General features: G+C 67.5%; 21 protein-coding genes. 12 read left to right on the top strand and 9 right to left on the bottom strand.

The genetic code is table 11. The features are described 5' to 3' along the window. The first annotated feature begins 201 nt into the window (after window positions 1-201). The 10 genes from AB0H42_RS06560 to AB0H42_RS06515 all read left to right on the top strand — a co-directional run bounded on the left by AB0H42_RS06560 (window position 202) and on the right by AB0H42_RS06515 (window position 8,589). Window positions 202-888, top strand: a complete 687-nt coding sequence (locus AB0H42_RS06560; RefSeq protein ID WP_081877229.1) for a TetR/AcrR family transcriptional regulator — start codon at window positions 202-204, stop codon at window positions 886-888. A 127-nt stretch (window positions 889-1,015) separates the two neighbouring features. Then, a complete protein-coding gene (locus AB0H42_RS06555) occupies window positions 1,016-2,419 on the top strand; it encodes an AarF/ABC1/UbiB kinase family protein (protein ID WP_357050780.1) in 1,404 nt (467 codons plus the stop codon). A gap of 36 nt (window positions 2,420-2,455) precedes the next feature. After that, entirely contained in the window at window positions 2,456-3,697 is a 1,242-nt protein-coding gene (locus AB0H42_RS06550) for a saccharopine dehydrogenase NADP-binding domain-containing protein (RefSeq protein ID WP_357050778.1), read from the top strand. Further along, on the top strand, window positions 3,694-4,368 hold the full coding sequence (locus tag AB0H42_RS06545) for a methyltransferase domain-containing protein (RefSeq protein WP_357050775.1): 675 nt from the start codon (window positions 3,694-3,696) through the stop codon (window positions 4,366-4,368). The genes AB0H42_RS06550 and AB0H42_RS06545 overlap by 4 nt, the downstream gene beginning before the upstream one ends. Before the next feature lie 181 nt (window positions 4,369-4,549). Continuing rightward, on the top strand, window positions 4,550-4,978 hold the full coding sequence (locus AB0H42_RS06540) for a hypothetical protein (RefSeq protein ID WP_357050772.1): 429 nt from the start codon (window positions 4,550-4,552) through the stop codon (window positions 4,976-4,978). Next, window positions 4,971-5,546 carry a hypothetical protein gene (locus tag AB0H42_RS06535; protein ID WP_357050769.1) on the top strand — a complete coding sequence of 192 codons (576 nt, stop codon included), beginning with the start codon at window positions 4,971-4,973 and terminating at the stop codon, window positions 5,544-5,546. Before AB0H42_RS06540 ends, AB0H42_RS06535 begins: the two co-directional genes overlap by 8 nt. Next, window positions 5,543-6,283: an ESX secretion-associated protein EspG gene (locus AB0H42_RS06530; protein ID WP_357050766.1), complete on the top strand. Its 741-nt coding sequence runs from the start codon at window positions 5,543-5,545 to the stop codon at window positions 6,281-6,283. Before AB0H42_RS06535 ends, AB0H42_RS06530 begins: the two co-directional genes overlap by 4 nt. A 12-nt stretch (window positions 6,284-6,295) precedes the next feature. Next, window positions 6,296-7,141 (top strand): polyphosphate kinase 2 family protein, encoded by an 846-nt coding sequence (locus AB0H42_RS06525; RefSeq protein WP_357050763.1) that lies wholly within the window; start codon window positions 6,296-6,298, stop codon window positions 7,139-7,141. Window positions 7,142-7,279: 138 nt separating this feature from the next. Beyond that, window positions 7,280-8,026, top strand: coding sequence for a thioredoxin domain-containing protein (locus AB0H42_RS06520; protein ID WP_357050760.1), 747 nt, complete (start codon window positions 7,280-7,282; stop codon window positions 8,024-8,026). Next, window positions 8,023-8,589 (top strand): vitamin K epoxide reductase family protein, encoded by a 567-nt coding sequence (locus tag AB0H42_RS06515; protein WP_357050757.1) that lies wholly within the window; start codon window positions 8,023-8,025, stop codon window positions 8,587-8,589. The genes AB0H42_RS06520 and AB0H42_RS06515 overlap by 4 nt, the downstream gene beginning before the upstream one ends. 18 nt (window positions 8,590-8,607) lie before the next feature. Here the strand turns inward: AB0H42_RS06515 and AB0H42_RS06510 are convergent, their stop codons facing one another. The 5 genes from AB0H42_RS06510 to aceA all read right to left on the bottom strand — a co-directional run bounded on the left by AB0H42_RS06510 (window position 8,608) and on the right by aceA (window position 17,045). Continuing rightward, on the bottom strand, window positions 8,608-9,732 hold the full coding sequence (locus AB0H42_RS06510) for a trypsin-like peptidase domain-containing protein (RefSeq protein WP_357050754.1): 1,125 nt from the start codon (window positions 9,730-9,732) through the stop codon (window positions 8,608-8,610). Window positions 9,733-10,278: 546 nt separating this feature from the next. Then, entirely contained in the window at window positions 10,279-11,334 is a 1,056-nt protein-coding gene (locus AB0H42_RS06505) for an NAD(P)-dependent alcohol dehydrogenase (protein WP_357050751.1), read from the bottom strand. A 497-nt stretch (window positions 11,335-11,831) separates the two neighbouring features. Further along, complete coding sequence (gene metE, locus AB0H42_RS06500) at window positions 11,832-14,159, bottom strand: 5-methyltetrahydropteroyltriglutamate--homocysteine S-methyltransferase (RefSeq protein WP_357050748.1); 2,328 nt, start codon at window positions 14,157-14,159, stop codon at window positions 11,832-11,834. A gap of 102 nt (window positions 14,160-14,261) precedes the next feature. Continuing rightward, window positions 14,262-15,131, bottom strand: coding sequence for a 3-hydroxybutyryl-CoA dehydrogenase (locus AB0H42_RS06495; protein WP_357050745.1), 870 nt, complete (start codon window positions 15,129-15,131; stop codon window positions 14,262-14,264). A 624-nt stretch (window positions 15,132-15,755) separates the two neighbouring features. Next, window positions 15,756-17,045, bottom strand: coding sequence for an isocitrate lyase (gene aceA, locus AB0H42_RS06490; protein WP_357050742.1), 1,290 nt, complete (start codon window positions 17,043-17,045; stop codon window positions 15,756-15,758). A gap of 958 nt (window positions 17,046-18,003) precedes the next feature. Between aceA and AB0H42_RS06485 the strand changes: the two genes are divergently transcribed. Continuing rightward, the gene (locus tag AB0H42_RS06485) at window positions 18,004-18,993 is read left to right on the top strand and encodes an XdhC family protein (RefSeq protein ID WP_357050739.1); all 990 of its coding nucleotides are present in this window, start codon (window positions 18,004-18,006) and stop codon (window positions 18,991-18,993) included. Between the two features lie 106 nt (window positions 18,994-19,099). Further along, window positions 19,100-20,047 (top strand): hexose kinase, encoded by a 948-nt coding sequence (locus AB0H42_RS06480; protein WP_357050736.1) that lies wholly within the window; start codon window positions 19,100-19,102, stop codon window positions 20,045-20,047. Between the two features lie 22 nt (window positions 20,048-20,069). On the opposite strand, the gene ramB is transcribed toward AB0H42_RS06480, so the two are convergent. The 4 genes from ramB to AB0H42_RS06460 all read right to left on the bottom strand — a co-directional run bounded on the left by ramB (window position 20,070) and on the right by AB0H42_RS06460 (window position 23,452). Next, a complete protein-coding gene (gene ramB / locus AB0H42_RS06475; protein WP_357050733.1) occupies window positions 20,070-21,476 on the bottom strand; it encodes an acetate metabolism transcriptional regulator RamB in 1,407 nt (468 codons plus the stop codon). A 136-nt stretch (window positions 21,477-21,612) separates the two neighbouring features. After that, the gene (locus AB0H42_RS06470) at window positions 21,613-21,966 is read right to left on the bottom strand and encodes a DUF3349 domain-containing protein (RefSeq protein WP_357050730.1); all 354 of its coding nucleotides are present in this window, start codon (window positions 21,964-21,966) and stop codon (window positions 21,613-21,615) included. Next, on the bottom strand, window positions 21,966-22,247 hold the full coding sequence (locus AB0H42_RS06465) for a hypothetical protein (protein WP_357050727.1): 282 nt from the start codon (window positions 22,245-22,247) through the stop codon (window positions 21,966-21,968). The genes AB0H42_RS06470 and AB0H42_RS06465 overlap by 1 nt, the downstream gene beginning before the upstream one ends. Next, the gene (locus AB0H42_RS06460; RefSeq protein ID WP_357050724.1) at window positions 22,247-23,452 is read right to left on the bottom strand and encodes an inorganic phosphate transporter; all 1,206 of its coding nucleotides are present in this window, start codon (window positions 23,450-23,452) and stop codon (window positions 22,247-22,249) included. Before AB0H42_RS06460 ends, AB0H42_RS06465 begins: the two co-directional genes overlap by 1 nt. Window positions 23,453-23,536: the final 84 nt, after the last annotated feature.

Genomic DNA, 23,536 nt, shown 5'->3' with positions numbered 1-23,536 from the left:
TCCGTACGCAGGCGGCCGACCGCGTACGCCCGCCGGCCTCGCACGGGGGGTGTGGGATCTGCCGCACAGGCACCAAACGAACCATCTGGGCAGGGATGGGGCCTAGAGTGGAACGCACGTGAACCGTCCGGACCGAGGAGCCCCACGCTGTCCACCGAAGACCTGCTCGATATCGGGACATCCGCCGATCGATCGGCGCCGGTGCGTACCCCGCGGACCGACGGGCGCAAGCGGCGCTGGCGCCAGCACAAGATCGACCGCCGCGAGGAGCTCGTCGACGGCACGCTGGCCGCGGTGCGCACCCGCGGCGGGAGTGCCGGCATGGACGAGATCGCCGCCGAGATCGGTGTGTCCAAAACCGTCCTCTACCGCTATTTCTCCGATAAGAACGACCTGGTCAACGCCGCGATGCAGCGGTTCATCGAGATCACCCTGATGCCGCGCGTCTACGGCGCGATCAGCCTCGATGCCGACGAGTATCAGCTGGTGCGGTCGGCGCTGGCCGAATATGTGGGCGCGGTCGACGAGGATCCCGAGGTGTACCGGTTCATCATGGGCACCGGTTCGGGCGATCCGTCGTCGCTGGCCGATTTCGAGAGGCTGTTCGCGGAGGTCGTCGCGGCCGCCATCACCGAGCGCGGCAGTGCCCGTGGTATCGAGACCGAAGGGGTGATGCTGTGGTCCTATGTGCTGGTCGGCGGCATCCAGCTCGCGACCCACTGGTGGACCACCCATAAGACACTGCCCCGGGAAGAGGTCATCGACTACCTCACGATGATGGTGTGGAGTGCCATCGAGGGAATGGCGCGCGCGGGTGGTTCGCGGACCAAGTTCGCCGAACAGGAACATGTGCTGCCCCCGGTCTCCCCCGACGACCAGGCCGTCTGAGTCGGCGCACTCGCCTGGCTCGACAACCCGGCCGGGTTGGCTAGTCTGATTGCCGTGCGGTGACGAGGGACCGGCTGTGTTCTTCTGTCGTCGTAGGCGCGGCGTCGGCACCAACGGAGGTTCCTCGATGGCGAAACAAGTGCCGACATCCCGGCTGGCCCGCGGCAGCAAGCTGGGTGCGGTGGCGGCCGGCTCGATGATGCGCAAACAACGCGCCCGGCTCTCGATGCGCGGCCGGTCCGAGGCGGTGCGGGCCCGGATGGCCGAGGAGTCGATCCTGCGCAGTACCGAACAGCTGGTCATGGTGCTGGGCACCATGAAGGGCGTGGCCATGAAACTGGGCCAGATGATGTCGGTACTCGACCTGGACCTGGTACCGCCGGAGCATCGGGAACGGTTCCAGAAACGGCTCGCGGTCCTGCGCAATGCCGCGCCCTCGGTGTCCTTCGAGGCCATGCGCGCGGTGATCGAAGAGGACTACGGGCAGCCGCTGGACGCGGTATTCGCCGAATTCGAGCCCGAGGCCATCGCGGCGGCCTCCATCGGGCAGGTCTACCTCGCCCGCTTGCACGACGGCCGCCAGGTAGCGGTGAAGGTGCAGTATCCGGGCATCGATGCGGCGGTCCGGGCGGATCTGAAGAATCTGAACATGTTCCGGCGGGTCCTGCAGTCGGCGATGCCGTGGGTCACCCCGGCGGTTCTCGACGAACTGCGGCTGAACATGGAAGCCGAACTCGACTATCACATCGAGGCCGAAACCCAGCGCGATATCGCGCAGCTCTACGCCGATCACCCGTTCGTCGTGGTCCCGCGGCCGGTCCTCGACCACAGCACCAGACGGGTGCTGGTCACCGAGTATCTGGCCGGGACGGCGTTCGAGGACATCCGCCGGATGCCGCGGGCCGAGCGTGACCGGGTCGGCGAGATCATTTATCGCTTCTATGTGGGATCGCTGTTCAATTTCAACGAGTTCTGCGGCGACCCGCACCCGGGTAATGTGCTGCTCGCCGCGGACGGCCGGGTCGGGTTCCTCGATTTCGGACTGTTCAACCGGATGGATCCCGAACATGTCCGGTTCGAGGCGATCTGTCTGTGCGCGGCCGCCGAGGACCGTGGCGCGGATCTGCGTGAGCTGATGATCCAGCGCGGGGTCATCGATTCGGCGGACGAGATCGGGGTCGAGGAATGCCTGGAGTATGTGCTCTCGGCCTCGGAATGGTGCCTGGTGGACCAGGAACTCACCATCACCCCGGAACTGGCCAGCGGCGCGTTTCTGCTGGCAGTGGACCCGCGGTCCAGTGAGTTCTCCGGGATGAAACAACAGAATCTGCCGCCGGAGCATCTGTTCTCGCGGCGGGCCGATTTCCTGACCTTCGGCATGCTGGGTCAGCTCGAGGCGACCGCCAATTGGCATCGCATCGCCCGGGAATGGTTGTACGGCGACGAGCCGGTCACCGAACTCGGGCGCCTCCACCGACAGTGGCTGGCCGGGCGCCGGCCGGCCAAACGCGGTAAGCGGCGTACGGGTTAGCGCCGCGGCACCGGACATATCCAAGGGGTTCTATCCATGACCGACACTCGCGAATTCGACCTGATCGTCTTCGGCGCCACCGGCTTCGTCGGCAAGCTCACCGCCGGATACCTGCTGGGCGCGGCACCGGCCGGGGCGCGGATCGCGCTGGCCGGACGTTCGGCGGACAAACTCGCCGCGGTCCGCGACGAGATCGGCGCCGCCGACTGGGGTCTGGTGGTGGCCGATACCACCGATCAGGAGTCGATGGACGCCCTCGCCGCGCGCACGACCGCGGTCATCACCACGGTCGGCCCGTATCTGCGCTATGGGATGCCGATGGTCGCGGCCTGCGCGAAGGCCGGTACCCACTACGCGGACCTCACCGGTGAACCGCTGTTCATCCGCGACGCCATCGATACCCACCACGACGAGGCCACGCACACGGGCGCCAAGATCGTGAACTCGTGCGGCTACGACTCGGTCCCTTCGGATCTGAGCGTCTATCAGCTCTATCGGCGGTCGGTCGCGGACAATACCGGCGAGCTCGGCGACACCACCCTGGTCGCGACCCTGCGCGGCGGGGTCAGCGGCGGCACCATCGATTCCGGCCGGGCGATGATGGAGGCGGTCGCGGCGGACAGATCGAAGGGCGCGATACTCGGCCATCCCTATTCACTGAGCCCCGACAGATCCATGGATCCCGAGGTGGGCCGCCAGTCCGACCTCACCCTGCAGCGGGGACGCGAAATCGACCCGAGTCTGGACGGCTGGGTCGGCACCTTCGTCATGGCCTCGCACAACACCAAGATCGTCCGCCGGAGCAACGGCCTGCTCGGCTGGGTGTACGGCAAGAACTTCCGCTACCGCGAGACCATGGGCGCCGGGAACTCGGCCCTGGCGCCGGTGATCGCGGCGGGTATCTCCGGCGGTGTCGTCGCCGGGATGGCGGTCGGCGGTCTGCTGTCCCGGTTCGGCGCCGGTCGCGCGGTGCTCGACCGGGTGCTGCCCGCGCCGGGCACCGGCCCGAGCGAGGCCACCCGGGAGAGCGGCTGGTTCCGCATGCGCACCTACACCCGCACCTCTTCCGGTGCCCGGTATCGCGCCGATTTCGCCGGTCTCGGTGACCCCGGATACAAGGCGACGGCGGTCATGCTCGGCGAGAGCGGCCTCGCACTGGCCTTCGACGACAAGCCCGGGCTCGCCGGTGTGCTGACGCCCGCCGCGGCCATGGGCGACGCGCTGACCGCACGGTTGCGCGCGGCCGGGATGACGATCGATGTCGAGCAGCTGGGATGAACCTCGCTCGGCGCACCATGAACGCCCCGGCGCTGGCGGCGGTGTACGAAAGGGTCTGGCGGCCCACGGTGTTCTATCTGGCCACCGGCCGCACCACCGCCGCCGATCGCCGGTTCGCGGTGGAGTCGCTGCACCTCGACAGGTCGCGACGCGTCCTGGATATCGCGTGCGGGCCCGGTAATTTCACCCATTTCCTGAGCGAGCACGTACCGGCCGACGGGTATGTCACGGGGATCGACTATTCGCCGCCCATGCTGGCGCGCGCCCGCGCCGACAATGCCGGGCCGCGCGCCGGATACGTACGCGGCGATGCGCGCTATCTGCCGTTCGCCGACGAGACCTTCGACGCGGTCTGCTGTTTCGGCGCGTTGTACCTCATCCCCGACCCGCTGGTCGCGGCGCGGGAGATGATCCGCGTGCTGGCGCCCGGCGGCCGGATCGCCGTCACCACCAGCCATCGCCCGGACAACCCGGTCGGCGAATTGACCCGGCTCACCGCGGGAGTGAGCGGACTGCGCATGTTCGGCGGCCGGACCTTCCCGGAGCTGTTCGCGACGGCCGGGTTGGTCGATATCGACCAATCGGTCCACCGCTTCTTCCAGTACGTGACCGCCACCCGCCCGGCCGCTGTGGGGAACGACGCCGGCCGACCGGCGTCGTCCGGCGTCTGACGGATTCCGCGCGAGAAATGCTCGACCCGTTGCCACCCCTCGATACACTGCTGCCCGCGGCCTGTCACGCGTGCGCCAATTCACAGCCGAATCGCTATGACCGGCGGGTTTTCCCCCGCGTACGCGGCTACTCGTCGGTAGAGTCACCTGGCGTACCCACGGGCCGGAAGGGGGATTCCAGATGTCGGTACCGGAGGTGGGGCAGAGCGCGGCGCGGCAGCTCTACACAGCGGCCACGGCCGGGGGCGAAAACTCCTTCACCCTCGCCGAGGACGTCGCGCTGCGCCTGGCCCAGGCCTGCGACACCCTGGTCGCAGATCTCGAAGCGGCGCGGGACGGCGGCCACCGCATCGCCGAAAACCACGGCACCGCCGGTTTTCCCGATCTGCCCACCGGGCACGCCCTCGCCGCGGGCTTCCGTGGTAAGGCGGTGCAGTACTTGGAAACCCTCACCGCGCTCCAGGAGACGGCACTCTGCTTCAAAGCCGCCTATCTCGCCGCCGGCGGCCGGCTCGCCGAGGCCGATCTCGCCCACCGCGCCGCCCTCGCCGTGGTGGCGGCACATCCCGGCCTCGGCCCCGACCGCCACGACGAGGACGGCCATGGCTGAACCTGCCGGCACCGATCCGCCCTACGCGCCCGAACGCGAATCTTTCGGCAGTTTCACCCATCAGGAGATCTGGGACCGCGTGCACGCGGTCCTCGATCCCGGTGCGCTCGCCGCCGCCGCCGCGGCGTGGCAGTCGAACGCGGACGCCGTGGCGGAGGCCTTCGCCGTGTTCACCGACACCACCCGTCGCGAATTCGAGCGCTGGTCGGGGCATTCGGCGAACGCGGCCCGGCAGGCGACACGGGAGTTCCTCGCCCGCGGTGACGAAACCCATGAGGCGTGCCGCGCACTTCAGCGCCTGATGGAGGGCAATACCGAAGCGGCACAGACATTGCGGTCCGCGCTGGCCCCGCCGCAACCCTATCGGCCGCTCGACGATCCGGCGGCCGAGGCCGTACACGGTGGCCGCCGCCGGATGGACCACGATATCGCCGCCGCCGCGGCCGCCGCCGATGCGCAGGACGCGATGAACAGCATCTACAACCCCACCCTCCCGGCTTCCGGCGACCGGGTACCCCGGTTCCCCGGCACATCCACCGGCACCGGCGGCGGGAGCCCGCGCCGGTGAAGTGGATCCTGACCCCGGACGAGTTCAGTTACGTCTGGGCCAATGAGACAAGCCTGGACCGCCGGCCCTACCCGGTGAACCTGGCCCCGGCCAGCGCCGTGCGCACCGCATCCGAACTGGATGCGCTGCGATTACCACAGCGGTTCGCCAGACAGGCCGACCCGGATCTGGCAGCCGCGCTCATGCTCTGCGCCCGCCCGGACGCCACCGCAGTCACGATTTCCGGAGAGCGCCCGGCGCTCATCCGCAACGGCGACCAGCCGCATACCGAGCAGATCCTCGGCTTCGCCGCCGTTATCGATCATCATGCCGCCGTCCTGCACGCCACCGCCACGAAGGTCACCGTTCACATGTGCCATGCCCGGGACCTCGGGGGCCGGCTGGTCCAGCTGATCGGTTCCGCCCGGCCCGGCACCCACGGCCCGTTCCACCAGCCCCAGGACGCGGTACTCACCGACGCCCCCCTGTCCACCTGCGACGGAGACGGAGATGCCGCCCGCTTTCGTGCGGCGCTGCGCGAACCCGTCGACGCCCGCGGTTTCATCACCGTCACGGTCGCGCCGGACGAGCCCATGTCACCACCCACGCTGCACCGCAGCTGGCTCGATATCCGTGACGACGGCCGCTATCTGCTCACCACCGCCGATGTACTGACCCTCGCACCGGTCAGCGATGCCGAGTTCGCCGACAACCTGCAGAGCCTGGCCCGCATCCGCGGCAGCACTCCCGGACTGTGATAGGTCTGTCCGATGTCCGAGCTATGGAAAACCCCCGCGAGCCGGGCCCTGCGCGCCGACGGCCTGCGTATCGCCGATATCGATACCTCCGCCCGGCCCGGGTTCCGCGGTCGCAAGAAGGACGGCGAAGCGCTGCTGGCCGAACGCGGCGAGGTACTGGCCGGTTTGCAGGAGAAGCTCTACGCCAACGGCCGCTCCGGTGACAATCGCAGCGTGCTGTTGGTCCTGCAGGGTATGGATACCGCCGGCAAGGGTGGAATCGTGCGCCATGTCGTCGGCTCGGTGGACCCGCAGGGCGTCGATCACGCCGCATTCGGTGTGCCGACCGAGGAAGAGAAGCGGCACCACTTCCTGTGGCGGATCCGCAAAGCCCTGCCCCGGGGCGGCCAACTCGGGGTGTTCGATCGCTCACATTACGAAGATGTCCTGGTCGCCCGGGTGCACGAGCTCGTACCCGAAGCGGTCTGGCAGCAGCGCTTCACCGAGATCAACGATTTCGAACGGGAGCTGACCGAAGCGGGAACGACACTGGTGAAGGTCGCGATGTTCGTTTCGCTCGACGAACAGAAGAAAAGGCTGCGGGAGCGGCTGGAACGACCGGACAAGTATTGGAAGTTCAGTCCCGGCGATATCGACGAGCGCGCCTATTGGCCCGCCTACCAGCAGGCCTATCAGGATGTGCTGGACCGCACCTCCACCGATTACGCGCCCTGGTACGTGCTGCCCGCCGACGCGAAGTGGTTCTCCCGCCTGGCCGTCACCGAACTGCTGATCGAGGCGTTTCAGAAACTGGACCTGAGCTGGCCGCCGGCGAATTTCGACCCGGCTGCCGAACTGCGCCGGCTCGACACAGCCTGACCGGCGCGGACCGGTGAGTTATGGAAACTCTCAGCAAGCCGGACAATGATGGGCGGTGCGCCGGGCGGCCCGGCGCCCCCCGGCGAACCTACGCGTGGTCGGGGCAGGCGAGGCGAGGAAAGGCGTGGTGAACGCACGGTGAGCAAAAACCCCGGGCGGCCGAATCCGCTGGCGGCGGGTGCGCGCGCGGACCGCAACCGCAAGATCGCGATACAGGTCGGCGTGGCCGCCGTACTGGTCGCGCTGGTCGCCGCGATCGGTATCGGCCTGGCCGTGCGCAACTCCGGTTCCGACGATGTGGGCGCCGTCCCGGCGGTGGCAACCGAGAACGGCGCCATCCGGGTGGGGCAGCCCGACGCGAAGGCGACCGTGCGGATCGTCCCGGATATGCAGTGCCCGGTCTGCAAACAGTTCGAGGCCGACCACGCCGAACTGCTGAGCACATCGGTCGCCGACGGCACCGCCGCGATCGAGTACAACATCGTGGCTTACCTGGACAAGATGTCCAGCACCGAATACTCCACCCGGGCCGCGAACGCCTCCTACTGTGTCGCCGATACCGGTACCGACAAATACCAGGATTGGCTGACGCTGATGTTCCGGCAGCAGCCGCCCGAGGGCGGCGCCGGCCTGACCGACGAGCAGCTCATCGCCATCGCGCAGCAGGCGGGCTATACCGACCCCACCATCGCCGACTGCATCACCGACCGCAAATACGACGGCTTCGTCGGCGCGAAATCCCAGGAATCGTTGGACGAGGGCATCAACGCCACTCCGACTGTTTTGGTCGACGGTGAGAAGGTCGACCTGGCCCTGAAGCAGGACGGGACGGGCTTCGACACCGCGCCGCTGACCGCCGCGATCCAGGCGGCTGCGGGCCGGTGACCCGGACTTCGCCGCCTGCCGCCTGGACACTGCTGCTGTGCGGTCTGGCCGGCTGGATCGCCGCATTCGTCCTGCTGGTCGAAGACTTCAAACTGCTCAGCGAACCCGGCTACATCCCCTCGTGCAGCTTGAACCCGGTGCTGTCCTGCGGTTCGGTGATGGCCACCGATCAGGCGGCGGTCCTGGGCTTCCCGAACCCGATCATCGGACTGGCCGGGTTCTCGGTGGTGGTGACGCTCGGTGTGCTCTCGGTCGCGGGAGTGGTGCTGCCCCGCTGGATCTGGACCGGTCTGTGGCTGGGGACGGTCGCCGGAACACTGTTCATCTGCTGGCTGATCTTCCAGAGCCTGTACCGCATCAATGCGCTGTGCCCCTACTGCATGGTGGTGTGGGCCATCATCACGCCGCTGCTCGCCGTACTCACCGAACAGCTGTGGGGTAACGACCGGGGTCCGCTGCGGGTGGTCGCGGAATGGCGCTGGACCTTCGTCGCGGTCTTCTACGCCGTGGTGCTGGTGCTGGTGTTCCTGCGCTTCCAGGACTACTGGCTGTCGCTGTTCTGATCGGCGTCGCCGGCTCGCCTAACCCGGTGTGCCGGCGACGAGCCGCACCGCCACGAAACGTTCGCTGCCGTCGGGTGCCCGCACGCCCAGCCGCACCGTTTCGGCCGGTTTGCGGGTGTCGATCGCCGCGCGCAGGGCGCGCGCACTCGTGATGGCGTGACCGTCCAGCGAGATGATGATCTCCCCGGCCACCAGGCCCGCCACCTGCGCGGGCAGACCGTGGATCGCCATATCGACACGGGCGCCGTGCGGTCGCGCGTCGGAGATCAGTACCCCCAGGGTGGCGGTGGGACCGATGTGCACGGAGTCGGTGGGCGTGCCGGACCGGATCTGCCGCACGATCCGCATGGCGGCGTCGATGGGCACCGCGTAACCGTTGGGTGGGTCCTCGGCCGAGCCGGGTGGTGGGTCCCGATTGCCGGAGGCCGCGGCGATCACCCCGACTACCGCGCCGGTGGAATCGGTCACCGCCCCACCGGACTGGCCCGCGCTGACCGCCGCCTCGATCTCCAGCATTCCGGTCAGTGCCTGCCGGGACAGGTCCTGCTGGTTCAGGGCCATGATCGTGCTGTCCAGATCGCTGATCTCCCCGGTGACCGCGGTGGCCGTACCGCTGCCGCCGGCATTACCGATGGCCAGGACCTCGTCCCGTACCCGCAGCCCGGCCGAACTGCCGATTCGCGCGGCGGCCAGCCCGCGCGCCCCCGCAAGGGAGAGCAGGGCGATATCGGCGTGGGCGTCGTAGCCGAGTACCTCGGCGGTGTACACGGCACCGTCGGAGACGCGGCTGACCCGGACCGTCTTCGCGCCCTTCACGACATGGTGGCTGGTGAGCACCTGTCCTTCTCCGGTGAGGACTATTCCGGACCCGGCCGCCGCGGCGCCGAACGGACGGGCGGCAGCGGTGATATTGACCAGTACCGGGGAGATACCGCGTGTCACCTCGCTCGCGTTCAGCGGGGGCCGCGGCGCGAGTCGGACGGGTGTGGCGACGACACTGCGGCCGGGCTGCGCCGGCCCGGGTAGTTCGCCCCGGTAGCCGAAGAGGGCCCCGAGGGCCAGCACCGCGGCGAAGACGGTAACGAGCACGCGGCCCCCGCCGGTGGGCCCGCGGGAGCCGGCGCTCTGCCACTGGTTGTCCAAGGAGCCTCCCGCTGCCGCAGCCGATCACGACCATTGTCGCCCGGATCAACGCGCGACAGTCGAGTTTCTTCCCCTTGCCGCAAGTTATCCACAGGCATCCCCAGTTATCCACAGGCCGGCGCGGGCCTGGGAAACACCGACCCGGATACCTGTTGATTCGTTACCACCGGCCCGTCTGGGTCACATCCGTGTCACATCCCCGCGGCGGCCTTTTACACCGTCCGGGCGAAAACCGCCCCGGATGTCGGCGTCTGCCCGCGCGAACCGGCCGACCGGCGCGATCGGAAATACGACCCGTTCGTTATCCGGCGGAAACCGAATCAATAGAATTCCGTATCCCGGGCCTCGTCACCAGGAAATCCATCCACAGCCGCTCGGCCTTCATCCACACCGCGGAGCTCGGTTTTCCACAGCCTTCTCCACAGTGTGGATAATCGGCGGGTACGAGCCGGATCCCTTTGTTCGACGGTGACCGATTATTCGACGGCGACCGATCGAATCGACTTCGCGGACCCGGAATCCGCCGGCTCCCGCCGACGGAAACACTCAGATGGTCGCGGTATCGATGACGAACCGATACCGCACATCACTGGCCACCACCCGCTCGTACGCGCTGTCGATCTCGTCCGCGGAAATCAACTCGATTTCCGCACCGATTCCGTGCTCGGCGCAGAAATTCAACATCTCCTGTGTTTGCTCGATACCGCCGATCATCGAACCCGAGAGCGAACGCCGCCGTCCGGCCAGCACCCGGGCCTGGACCTGGAGCGGGGCTTCCGGCAACCCCAGCACGACCAGCGTCCCGTCCAGCCGCAGCAACTTCATGTAGTCGTTGATCGGCAGATCCGCGGATACGGTGTTGATGACGAGATCGAAGCTGCTGCGCAACTCCCGGAACACCTGGGCATCGCTGGTGGCGTAGTAGTGGTGCGCGCCGAATCGCTTTCCGTCGTCCTGTTTGCTCAGCGAATGGCTGAGCACCGTCACCTCGGCGCCCAGCGCGGCAGCGATTTTCACACCGATATGGCCGAGCCCGCCCATTCCGATGATCGCGACCTTTTTCCCGGGTCCCGCACCCCATTGTCGTAAAGGCGAATACAGGGTGATTCCGGCGCACAACAGCGGCGCGGCCACCGACAGATCGATTCCCTCCGGGATGGCGACCACGAAGTTCTCGGTTACCACGATCCGGGTGGCGTATCCACCCATGGTGTGCCCGCCCGGCTGCACCTCCTCCGGCACCCGGGAGTTGTAGGTCATCACCGCGCCGCGGGTACAGAACTGCTCCTCGCCCACCAGACACGGCTCGCACACTCCGCAGGAGTCCACCATGCAGCCGACACCCACCCGGTCGCCCACCCGGTGGCGGCTCACCGCCGACCCCACAGCAGCGACGGTCCCCGCGATCTCGTGCCCCGGCACACATGGATAGGCCGCACCACCCCACTCGTTACGGGCGGTGTGGATATCGGAATGGCAGATCCCGGCATACGCGATATCGATCAGGACATCATCGGGCCCGAGCTCCCGGCGCTCGATGGTGACCTTCTCGAACGCGGCGTCGGGGTTGGCCATCGCATAGGCGGCCACAGCAGTACTCATGCGTCCATGCCTACCGGCGCATACCGGATTTGCCAAGGCAGTGTGATTTTCGGCGCCGGCCGCGAAGGCAGGGTCTAGGCCTGCTCGTGAAGGTGCTGTGTTTTTTGGCGGCGCCTGCGGCGGCGCGGGGTTGAGGCCCCCTTGGTCTCGCCGTTTCGGCCTCGAGACTCGAGCCTTCGGCTCATGCGATGTGCGGTGGGCCGTCCATAGAGGGCGTCCTTTGAGCACCTTCGGCCAAGGGGCGAGACGGGCCTCAACCCTTGGAGGTGTCTCGTAAAACTCGACGCATGCGGGTTGCGTCGACATTCGATGTCCAGGTCCGATGCATACGGTTGCGCCGGCATTCGATGATCGCTTCCGCAGGTGGAGTTCGGGTGCGGACGCGGCAGAAGTAGGCCACTCGTTATCCACCCGCTGCCGGTTGTCTTGGAGACCGTGCGGAGGACATGAGGCGAGGTATGCGGCCCCGTTCCCGAGGGATGCACAGAGTTCTGCGCTTACTCCGGGGCGGGATCGAGGTCCTGTTCGGCTTCCAGGCGACGGCGGACGCGGCGGGCGGCGGCGACCATATTGCGGAGGGCGGGATCGAGCTGCCAGTGGTGGCGGGTCTTGAGGCCGCCGTCCGGGTTCGCCCAGAGCCGGTCCGGGCCGACCGCCGCGGCAGCCGCGGTGAGCAGCTCGTCCAGTTCGTCGATATCCGGGATCCGGGCCGAACGGCTCTCGTACACGCCCGGACCGACCCCGTGACTGAGTCCGTGGCCGGAGGCGTAGTCCTCCTCCAGCGCTTTCAGCACCCACTCGATGGACCGGGTGGCGACGATCGCGGTGACGTCGGCGTCGAGCTGTTCGATGGCTCGGACGATCTCGGTGCGGCCCGAGTAGGGGATATGGGTGTGGATCTGGGTACTGGGTGCCACACCGGACGTCGCGAGCCGGAAGGCCCCGATCGCCCAGCGCAGGTATTCGGCGCGGCCTTCGGGCCGGGCCGGCCACAGCTCCCGCAGCGCCGGCTCGTCGACCTGGATGATGCCGATACCGGCGCGTTCCAGGTCCACGACTTCGTCGCGGATCGCCAGCGCCACCTGGTCGGCTGTCTCGTAGAGCGGCTGGTCCTGCCGGACGAACGAACGCGCCACCATGGTGATGGGCCCGGTGACCATGCCCTTCACCGGTTTGTCGGTCAGCGATTGGGCATAGGTGATCCACTCCACCGACATCGGAGCCGGCCGCGACACGTCGCCGTAGATGATCGGCGGACGCACACAGCGCGATCCGTACACCTGCACCCAGCCGAAATGCGTGGTGGCGAAACCATCCAGCAATTCGGCGAAATACTGGATCATGTCGTTGCGCTCGTGCTCGCCGTGCACCAGCACATCGAGACCGATATCTTCCTGCAACGCGATGGTGGCGGCGATCTCCGCCTCGATCTTCTTGCGGTATTCGTCGTAGGACAACCGGCCCTCACCCAGCTGGTGGCGGGCCTGCCGGGCTTCGACGCTCTGCGGATACGACCCCAGCGTGGTGGCGGGCACCGGCGGCAGCTGCAATTTGTCCTGTTGCGCGGCCCGGCGCTCGGCGTAGGGTGCGCGTTCGCGCATCTGCGGGGTGATCGCGTAGACCCGCTGGCGCACCGCGTGTTTCTGTTTGAAATGCACTTCGCCGGGGCGTTTACGCCATTTGTCCGAGGGACCCTCGGTGAGCGCTTTGGCCAGTGCGACGACCTCGCCGACTTTCTGTTTCGCGAAAGCGAGCCGATCGGCCACATTCCCGTCGATATCGTATTCGGCGAGCACGTCGTAGGGCACGTGCAGCAGCGTGGTCCCGGTGGAGACCACCAGGTCCGGGCACACCTTGGCAAGTTCGTTCAGGTATTCCAGGGTGACATAGCGGTCGGCCCGCCACACATTCGTGCCACTGATGACACCCGCGTAGAGCCGTTTGCGGCGGATGCCCGGGATCTGCGCCAGGTCTTCGGGCCGGACCCGGTAGGACGCCAGATCGAGGCCGATCGCCTCCACCCCGGTACCGGCGAGAATGCGCAGCGCCTCCCCGAAATCGCCGTACTGTCCGGTGACCAGGATGCGCGGCCGCAGCGGCGCCTTGGACAGCCGGTCGTAGACACGGGCGAAAGCAGCGAGTTCGGCGGCCGAACGTTCGGCGGTGAAACAGGGTTCGTCCAGCTGCACACAGGTTGCGCCGCGCCGCGCCAGGATCTCGAACAACTGCTCGTAGACCGGGAGCAGCCGATCCAGCAGATCGATGGTGTCGAACCCGGCCGATTCACCGGGCACACTGCCCGCCTTGGACAGCAGCAGCAGCGACACCGGTCCCAGCACCACCGGCCGCTGCTCGATGCCCACCGCCATCGCCCGGTCCCATTCGTCCAGCAGCGCCTCGGCGTGCAGGGAGAATTCCGTATCGGCATCCAGCTCCGGCTGCCGGTAGTGGTAGTTGGTACCGAAGAAACGCACCAATTCCAGCGGCGGTAGATCGGGCCGGCCGCGCGCCATCAGGAAATAGAAATCCAGTGGGTCCAGATCGGCGCGGTATTCGGCGAAACGGGACGGGAACGCACCGAAGAGCAGCGCGTTGTCGAGCACATGGTCGTAGAAGGAAAAGGTGTTCCCGGGGACCTGGGTGAGTCCGGTGGCGGCGAGCTCGTTGAACTGCTGCTCCTGAATATCGCGTCCGACCGCGCGCAGCTCTTCGCGGGTGATGGCTCGACGCCAGTACGCCTCGAGCGCACGCTTGAGCTCCCGGTGCGGACCGATCCGCGGATACCCGAGCACACTCGAGCCGAACCCTTCACCGACGTTGACCATTGCCGACCTCCGTGTCTCTTTGCCCCGCCTTCGGCAGGGCGGGTCGGGGCCCTGTTAACCCCGGTTCTTCACTCCGCCGCTCATCTGGTGACCGCCGACTGCCTACGCCTTGTTGTACTGGTAGAAGCCCGCACCGGACTTCTTGCCCAGCAACCCCGCCTCGACCATGCGCATGAGCAGCGGCGGCGCCGAGTACAGCGGCTCCTTGAATTCGCCGTACATCGAGTCGGCGATCGATCTCACCGTATCGAGGCCGACCAGGTCGGTAAGCGCGAGCGGGCCCATGGGATGGGCGCAACCGAGCACCATCGCCTTGTCGACATCCTCCTTGGTGGCGAAACCGGATTCCACCATGCGGATGGCCGAGAGTAGGTACGGCACCAGCAGCGCGTTGACCACGAAGCCGGAGCGGTCCGAGGAACGCACGATCTCCTTACCGAGGACCTCGGCCGCGAACTTCTCGGCCCGCTCGGTGACGGCGCCACTGGTCTTGAGCGTGGTCACCAGTTCGACGAGCGGCAGTACCGGCACCGGGTTGAAGAAGTGCATACCGACGACCCGCTCGGGGTTGTTGGTGGCCACCGCGATCTTCATGATCGGGATGGAGGAGGTGTTGGAGGCCAGTACCGCACCGGGGTCGGTGACCACCTTGTCGAGTTCGGCGAAGATGGAGGTCTTGACCTTCTCGTCCTCCAGGACGGCCTCCACCACGAGCTGCCGGTCGGCGAAATCGCCGAGGTCGGAGGTGAACCGCAGCCGCCAGGCCGCCTGTTCCCGCTCGCGCTCGGTGATCTTGCCGCTGCTCACACCCCGGTCCAGGGACCGCAGAATCCGCGACCGGCCGGCCGCGGCGAGATCCCGGGTCTGTTCGTACACGAGCACATCGACATGCGCGCGAGCGCACACCTCCGCGATACCCGCGCCCATCTGGCCGGCACCGATGACACCGACACGCTGAATCTTCTCGTTCACGTCCCACTCCTGTGTTCGTGGCGCCGCTTCGGCGGCGCGGGGCTGTGTTCATCGGCGCCGCCTCCGGCAGCGCGGGCTCGAAGCCTTCGTAACCCCGTCCGCAACGCCGACCGCTCGGGAAGCAGGTGAGCGCGTGCGGCGGTCGGGTTCGGCGCTTCCGTCTCGACGGAGAGACCGAAGCCCCCTCGCCGGGCTGTTGCGAGGGGGCGGTACACCCCTACCGAGGTAGTGGGTCCGGGATACCCGCCGGAAGACGGAGTACCACGATCGGTCCCGGCGGACTCGGCCCCGTGGGCCCGAGTTCGGCTCGGAGCAGAGACCCCGAGCCGGGGCCGTACTTCCGGCACCATGTCGCGGACGGCCGGCAGACCCGTTCCCCGCGCCGGTTCCGGTAACAACCGGAACCCGGACCGCGGAACACCGATCCTCACCGCAACCACCACCTGGTGCCGAGTCTTACGAGGCCTACAAAGGGTTGAGGCCCGTCTCGTCCCTTGGCCGAAGGTGCTCAAAGGTCGCCCTCTATGGACGGCCCACCGCACATCGCATGAGCCGAAGGCTCGAGTCTCGAGGCCGAAACGGCGAGACCAAGGGGGCCTCGACCCCGCCGCGCGTCAGCGCGGCCTAATGAAACTGTCCCTCTTCGGTGGAGCCCTTCAGCGCCGCCGTCGAGGTGTTGGGGTCGACGGTGGTGGCGATGGTGTCGAAGTAGCCGGCACCGACCTCACGCTGGTGCTTGATGGCGGTGAAGCCACGCTCGGCGGCGGCCTTGAACTCGCGCTCCTGCAGGTCGACGAAGGCGGTCATACCCTCGCGGGCGTAGCCGTAGGCCAGGTCGAACATGCCGTAGTTGAGCGAGTGGAAGCCGGCCAGGGTGATGAACTGGAACTTGAAGCCCATGGCGCCGAGCTCACGCTGGAACTTCGCGATGGTGGCGTCGTCCAGGTGGGCCTTCCAATTGAAGGACGGTGAGCAGTTGTAGGCCAGCAGCTGGTCCGGGAATTCGCTGCGGACGGACTCGGCGAACTTGCGCGCGACCTCGAGGTCCGGCACGCCGGTCTCCATCCAGATGAGGTCGGCGTAGGGAGCGTAGGCCTTGGCGCGCGCGATGCAGGGCTCGATGCCGTTCTTCACTCCGAAGAAGCCTTCGGCGGTGCGGGTGCCGTCGAGGAACTCACGGTCGCGCTCGTCCACATCGGAGGTGATGAGGGTGGCGGCTTCGGCGTCGGTGCGGGCGATGATCACCGAGGGCACCCCGGCGACGTCGGCGGCCAGGCGCGCGGAGGTCAGGGTGCGGATGTGCTGCTGGGTGGGGATGAGCACCTTGCCACCGAGGTGGCCGCATTTCTTCTCCGAGGCCAGCTGGTCTTCCCAGTGCACACCGGCGGCGCCGGCGGCGATCATGGCCTTCTGCAGCTCGTAGGCGTTCAGCGCGCCACCGAAGCCGGCTTCGGCGTCGGCGACGATCGGGGCCAGCCAGTTCTCGACCGAGGTATCGCCCTCGACCTTGGCGATCTCGTCGGCACGCAGCAGCGCGTTGTTGATGCGGCGAACCACGGCGGGCACCGAGTTGGCCGGGTAGAGGCTCTGGTCGGGGTAGGTGTGACCGGACAGGTTCGCGTCACCGGCGACCTGCCAGCCCGACAGGTAGATGGCCTTGAGCCCGGCGCGGACCTGCTGCACCGCCATATTGCCGGTGAGGGCGCCCAGCGAGTTGATGTAGTCCTCGCTGTTCACCAGGTCCCAGAGGATCTCCGAGCCACGCCGCGCGAGGGTGTGCTCTTCGACAACGGTGCCCTGCAGCTTGGAAACCTGCTCGGCGGTGTAGTTGCGGGTGACGCCCTTCCAGCGCGGGTTGGTGTCCCAATCCTGCTGGATTTCCTCGGCGGTCTTCGGGGTGCCGGTGGTCGACATCTTGCGACTCCACTTCCTTGGTCGGTCGGTCCGCCGTGTCCGCGTCGACGATGCGTTTCCGCGTCGCACTGCTGGAACGACGATTTGCAGGCTTGCAATGCCCGGTGGGTGTACTTCCACACCATGGCACACCATCAAAATGCCGTCTACCTGTTGCTTCTGTGAATCTGAGCTAGGATCGGCCATAACTTTGCTAAGCCTGTGAAAGTTGCCAGCGCGTAACCATCGCCCATTCTACTCACCAGTAGCTCTGACATGGGATTTCAGCGTAACGCTTGTACTGTTTGCGAGGGCGGGCATCCGGCACAAACCCACCCGCCCGCGCAAAGGTTTGTGAGGACCTTCATAACTGATGTCGCCTGACTTCAGACGTGACACGCGACCCGTCGCGGGCTTGCTCGCGAAGGCAAGAGGCGGGCTTGCTCGCGAAGGCAAGAGGCGGGCTTGCTCGCGAAGGTGCTGTGTTTTTTGGCGCCGCCTGCGGCGGCGCGGGGTTGCGGCCCCCTTGGTCTCGCCGTTTCGGCCTCGGGACTCGAGCCTTCGGCTCATGAGCTTTCGAGGCCGAAACGGCGAGACGGGCCTCAACCCTTGGAGGTGTCTCGTAAAACTCGACGCATGCGGGTTGCGTCGACATTCGAAGTCCCGGCCGGCATGCGGTCAGCACGCATGCGACGGATGCGGCCCACCCGCGCGGGGGGCGGCGGATACTGTCCGCTTCCCGCCGCCGGGGAGTGTATCGCCGGGGTGAACCCGCAAGATTTCACAACATGCCCAGAAAGGGACAGTGTCGGCACACAACACTTGGCCAACCATTCATGTTTTCGCCCGACGAGATTTTCGCAGGCGTGCCAAATTCGCGGAGAACAGCGCTAGGGTGTCCGTCACGTGCGCGGTCATCGGTGACGGGTGCCGATGGTGAGCGCCTGCCCTCCGTCGCACGGTGGGATCGGAGCTGTTGATGCGCGACATCGTCGACGACCTGCTGCAGGTGTGGCATTCGGGCCGGACCGGCGGGCTGGCCACCATCGTGCGCACGGGTGGCCAGGTGGACATTCCGGTGGGTACGGCGATTCTGGTGGATCCCGACGGCATGATCTACGGATCCATGGCGGCCACCGGAATAGAGGACACCGTCTACGAATCCACCCTGCAGTCGGCCCGGACCGGGCAGCGCGCTCTGCACCGGCTTCCGGTACCCGGCGGTGAGGGCGCGGTGATAGATGTATTTACCGAACCGTTCTCCCGCGGACATTTTCCGGAATTCCCGACCATCGCCGCCGAAATAGCCGAGCATCGGCGGGTCACGCTTTTCACCGTGGTGTGGAATCCGGAGCCGGGAATGATCGGGCAGCATCTGATCACCGATAAAAGACACGCGACGGAACTGGTCTCGCTACCGCAGTCCGATATTTTCGTCGCCTCGTTCGCTCCGCCCCCGCTGCTGGTGGTGTTCGGCGCCAATGCCGTCGCCGCCGCGCTCTCGGCGCAGGCGCGGCTGCTCGGCTACCGGGTCGCCATCTGCGATCCGCGCCCCACGTTCGCGGTGCCGGAATCCTTCCCCGGGGCCGAGGTGGTCTGCGATTGGCCGCACCGCTATCTGAACGTGCTGGTCTCCGAGGGGGAGATCGATTCCTCCACCGGTATCGTCCTGGCCTCCCACGATCCGCAGTTCGAGATCCCGCTGCTGACGGTCGCGCTCCGGCTACCCGAGATCGGCTATATCGGTGCGGTCGGCTCGCTGGTATCCAGTGCGCGCCGCCTCGACGACCTGCGCGCGAGCGGGTTCGACGAAACGCAGCTGGCCCGGCTGCACTCCCCCGCCGGAATGGATATCGGCGCGGCCACGGCCACCGAAACCGCTTTGGCGGTGACCGCGGAGATGGTGGCCGCGCGGAACGGGCGGCTGGGCCGGATCACCGTGCCGTTCCCGGCGGAGGCGGCGATCTGAGCGCACCGCGCCCACGCTCCGAGCCCGGCCGAGGGCGACCGAAATCACCCTCGCAATCCCGCCCCTCGATCTTGTGCCGTGCCGACTCTCGTGGACAGTGGTTCTCGTGATCCTCACCGTGACAATGAATCCCGCTTACGATGTGACCTACCGCGTCGAGAATTTCGCCCGCGGGCAGGCCCACCGGGTTCGCTCGGTGGAGCAGCGCCTCGGCGGTAAGGGCATCAACGTCACCAGAGTGCTCAACCAATTGGGCCGTTATGCCCGTGCCACCGGTTTCGCCGACCACGCCTTCGCCGCGGCGGCCGAGGCCGAGATGCCGGTGGATTTCGTGCACGCGCTGCCGTGGGTCCGGCGCACCGTGGTGATCAGCGAATCCGATACCGGCACCGCGACCGCGTTGCGCGAACCGGGAGCGCGGATATCGAACCCGCACGCCTCCGAACAACTCGAGGTCCGTGTATCAGGCATGCTGACGCATATCTCGGGCCTGGTGATCGCCGGATCCCTACCCGACGGGATCGATCCCGGCCTACCCGCCCGCATCGCCCGAACCGCCCTGGACTCGGGGGTGCCCACGGTCTGTGACCTGCACGGACCGGCGCTGCGGATGGCCGCACGGGTGCCCGGGGTGGTCCTGCTGCCCGGCCTCGACGAGTTCGAATCGCTCACCCACTGCCGCCCCGAGACCCCGGAGGCGCTGGTCACCGCGACCCGGCCGCTGGTCGATCGCGGGGTGGGCGCGGTGATCATCACCCGGGGACCGCAGGGCATGGTCGCGGTGACCCCGGACGGGTCCTGGGAGGCCCGGCTGCCGGAGCCGCTGACCGGTAATCCGACCGGCGCGGGCGATCCGGTGACCGCCACCGTGATCGCGGCCCTGGCCACCACGCAGACTCCGGATTGGCCGGCGACCCTGGTCGACGCGGTCGCCACCTCGGCCGCCTCGGTGGTCATCCCGGTGGCCGGTGAGATCGATCGGCGGCTGCGCGGTCATCTGGCCCCGACCGTGCTGATCTCCGAACTGGAAACGCCGGGCCGGGAATCGGCCTGACCGCACGTCGCCGCGGCAACGCCTATTTCAGGACATACGGGGAAACCGAACTCCGGTGTTCGCTGATATCGAGAGTTTTGCCGAGTGGGGGGAAGGCGCGCTGGGGGCAGTTGGCGCGATCGCAGACCCGGCAGCCCGCGCCGATGGGAGTGGCGTTGGCCTCCCGCAGATCGATACCGTCGGCGTACACCACCCGCGCCGCGTGCCGGATCTCGCAACCCAACCCGATCGCGAAGGTTTTACTCGGCTGCCCGTACCGGGTCGCGCGGCGTTCCACGGTGCGCGCCACCCACAGATATTTCCGGCCGTCGGGCATCTGCGCGATCTGCGTCATGATCTTGCCGGGATAGGCGAAGGTCTCGTACACATTCCACAGCGGGCAGGTACCGCCGCTGGAGGAGAAGTGGAAACCGGTGGCGGACTGCCGTTTCGACATATTCCCGGCCCGGTCCACCCGGACGAACGAGAAGGGCACGCCGCGCAGTTCCGGCCGCTGCAAGGTGGACAGGCGGTGGCAGATGGTCTCGTAGCTCTGCGCGAAGAACGCCGATAATCGCTCGATGTCGTAGCGGAAGCCCTCGGCGACCTCGTGGAAGTAGGTGTAGGGCAGCACGGTGGCGGCGGCGAAATAGTTCGCCAGTCCGAGCATGGCGAGCCTGCGCGCGTCCGGGCCGGAGAAATTCCCCTCGTCCACCAGCTTCTCCAGCAGTTGCCCGCATTCGAAATAGGCCAGTTCGGCGGCCAGTTTGAACAGGCGCTGGCCACCGGACAGATGCGGGGCGATCTCGAGCAGCTGGTTGTCCGGGTCGTACCGGTGCAGTACGCCCTCGCCGAGATCGATCCGTTCCATGATCCGCACGCCGTAGCTGCGCAGCACCTTGGGGATCTCGCTGTGCGCGTCGCCGTTGTGGAAGCGGATCCGGTTGGCCAGTTCCTCGGCGGCGGTGTCGAGCTCGTGGATATAGTTCTGCCGCTGATAGAAGTAGTCACGTACTTCTTCGTGCGGTTTGCTGATGGTGGCGCTGCCCGAGCCGTCGGCGAATCGGTCCTCGGTGGCCGCGGCCAGCTGGGCGCTGGTGTTGCGGTAGCGGTTGTGCATATTGACCAGCGCCCGGGCCATGCTCGGGTGGGCCGACACCATCTCCGCGATCTCCCGGGCGTCGGCTTCGATACCGAGCTCCTGGTCCATCACCACTTCCTGCAGTTCGGCGATGAGCCGGGTGTCGTCCTGCGGGGAGAAGAAGGTGGCCTCGACGCCGAAGACCTCACTGATCCGCAACAGCACCGGCACGGTGAGCGGCCGGACATCGTGCTCGATCTGGTTGAGATAGCTGGCCGATATTTCCAGCTGCTGGGCCAGCGCCACCTGGCTGAGCCCGCGTTCGGTCCGCAATTGCCGCAACCGGGCGCCGACATAAGTCTTGGCCATATGTCCAGCTTAGGGGTCGTTCGCACGATGCGATAAGCGGGTTAGCAAGAATTCCGCTTCCGGGATCGGACTCCGGCACACCCGGGACCAGCCCGCCGTAACCGCTCGACGATCGAACCCACCGCGTTCGGGGCGATCACCGGTCCTCGTCCGGCTGCGCGATCTCGGCCAACGGCGAGGCCAACGGCCAGCCGCCGGCGGCCAGATGCGAGGCCACCCGCGCGATGTCCTCCGGACCCGCCTGCTCCCGGGCGTGCCGGCTGACCGCGTCCTCGACCTCGGCGTGGGTGATCTCCCGGTCCCCCCGGTCGCGTACCAGCTCCTCAGCGACCAGCACCACCTCGTACTCGGTCAGGTCCCGGTGCAGTACGGCGAACAGCGCCACGTAGTCCGATCGGGGCACACCCTGCGGATATCCGGCCCGCAGCCACGCAAGCACCCGCGCCAGCAGTCCCGACCGCTCCGGCGGCAACTCGTTCCCGGTGGTCATCACGCCTGCCCGAACAGGTGGATACCGAGCCGGTCGGCCAGAAACGCCTTCGCGACGAACAGCACCGCGGCCACCACCACCGCCAGCACGGCGATCAGGCAGAAGTACGCACCGGCCAGGGCGACCGGATTACGCCGTACCGTTCCGTCGGGCCCGGCCGACGCCGACGCCGACCACAGCCGCACCCCGAGCGCGAACACCATGGGCAACCCGGCACCCAACACCAGCGCCGCCAGGGTCACCTCCCCCAGCGAACGCAGATTGGTCAACACGGTTTCCACTACGCCTCCTCGGATGTCGACCCGGCGACCCGTGGCTGCTGCGCGGGCGAGGGATCCCCCGGCCCGAGATCGGTGTCGGGGGCAGCGTTGACATTGCCGCTGGACACCTTGTCCCGCAACGAGCGCCGATAGATCACGGTAGCCAGCGCGATGAGCAACGTGAACACCACCAGCACCCCGGCCAGGCCGCCGATGTAGTAGGCGAGCGTCCAGCAGATCGCGCCCACGATGCCGGCGGCGGGCAGGGTCAGCAGCCAGGCCACAACCATCCGCCCCATCACACCCCAGCGCACCTCCGCGCCCTTGCCGAGACCCGTACCGAGGATCGCGCCGGTGACGGTCTGGGTCGTCGAGAGCGGCAGCCCGAAATGAGCGGAGGTCAGGATGATCGCCGCCGACGCCGATTCGGCCGCCAGCCCCTGCGGTGCATCGATATCGACGAGTTTCTTGCCGAGGGTGCGAATGATCCGCCAGCCGCCGAGGTAGGTGCCGGCCGCGATCGCGAACGCGCACGCGGCCATCACCCACAGCGGCATGGCCGAGTCCGGGGAGAGCTCGCCATAGGCGATCAGGGCCAGGAAGATGACGCCCATCGTCTTCTGCGCGTCGTTGGTGCCGTGCGCCAGCGACACCAGCGACGCCGACCCGACCTGGCCCCACCGGAACCCGGTGGCCACCTTGTCCGGGGCGGCGCCGCGGGTGATCCGGTACACCGACCAGGTCCCGATGGCGGAGACCAGACCGGCGACGACGGGCGCGAGCAGCGCCGGGATCACGATCTTGTTGATCACCCCGCCCTCCGCGGAGATCCACACCACCATACTCCAGCCCAGCGCCGCCAGGGTGGCGCCGATCAATCCGCCGAACAGTGCGTGCGAGGAACTCGACGGCAGACCGAACAACCAGGTGAGCAGGTTCCAGAGAATGCCGCCGACCAATCCGGCGTAGACGATGAGCAGCAGGTCGTGCCCGGATACCGCGCCGAGCCGCACGATCCCCTCGGCCACTGTCGCCGCGACCGCCACCGACAGGAACGCGCCCACCAGGTTCAGGACCGCGGACAAGGTGACCGCGACCCTGGGGCGGAGCGCCCCGGTAGCTATCGAGGTCGCCATGGCATTGGCCGTGTCGTGGAAACCGTTGGTGAAGTCGAAGGCCAGCGCCGTGACAATGACGACCAAGAGAATGAGCAGCTCGACTGTCACGCCCTGCATTGTGCGTCATACCTCGGCCGCCCTCTTCCGGCGGGATCGGCCGGTCGCCGAAAGATAGCGGTCACCTGCGTGTAT

The organism is Nocardia sp. NPDC050799, assembly GCF_040654015.1.
Lineage (GTDB): Bacteria > Actinomycetota > Actinomycetes > Mycobacteriales > Mycobacteriaceae > Nocardia.
The sequence above is the reverse complement of the archived record's forward strand: the minus strand, read 5'-3'. Positions and strand labels throughout refer to the sequence as shown.

Excerpts from the sequence above, each read along its gene's own strand:
- AB0H42_RS06555 (WP_357050780.1), top strand. The coding sequence starts at position 1,016 with ATGGCGAAACAAGTGCCGACATCCCGGCTGGCCCGCGGCAGCAAGCTG.
- AB0H42_RS06550 (WP_357050778.1), top strand. The coding sequence starts at position 2,456 with ATGACCGACACTCGCGAATTCGACCTGATCGTCTTCGGCGCCACCGGC.
- AB0H42_RS06545 (WP_357050775.1), top strand. The coding sequence starts at position 3,694 with ATGAACCTCGCTCGGCGCACCATGAACGCCCCGGCGCTGGCGGCGGTG.
- AB0H42_RS06540 (WP_357050772.1), top strand. The coding sequence starts at position 4,550 with ATGTCGGTACCGGAGGTGGGGCAGAGCGCGGCGCGGCAGCTCTACACA.
- AB0H42_RS06535 (WP_357050769.1), top strand. The coding sequence starts at position 4,971 with ATGGCTGAACCTGCCGGCACCGATCCGCCCTACGCGCCCGAACGCGAA.
- AB0H42_RS06525 (WP_357050763.1), top strand. The coding sequence starts at position 6,296 with ATGTCCGAGCTATGGAAAACCCCCGCGAGCCGGGCCCTGCGCGCCGAC.
- AB0H42_RS06505 (WP_357050751.1), bottom strand. The coding sequence starts at position 11,334 with ATGAGTACTGCTGTGGCCGCCTATGCGATGGCCAACCCCGACGCCGCG.
- metE (WP_357050748.1), bottom strand. The coding sequence starts at position 14,159 with ATGGTCAACGTCGGTGAAGGGTTCGGCTCGAGTGTGCTCGGGTATCCG.
- aceA (WP_357050742.1), bottom strand. The coding sequence starts at position 17,045 with ATGTCGACCACCGGCACCCCGAAGACCGCCGAGGAAATCCAGCAGGAT.
- AB0H42_RS06485 (WP_357050739.1), top strand. The coding sequence starts at position 18,004 with ATGCGCGACATCGTCGACGACCTGCTGCAGGTGTGGCATTCGGGCCGG.
- ramB (WP_357050733.1), bottom strand. The coding sequence starts at position 21,476 with ATGGCCAAGACTTATGTCGGCGCCCGGTTGCGGCAATTGCGGACCGAA.
- AB0H42_RS06470 (WP_357050730.1), bottom strand. The coding sequence starts at position 21,966 with ATGACCACCGGGAACGAGTTGCCGCCGGAGCGGTCGGGACTGCTGGCG.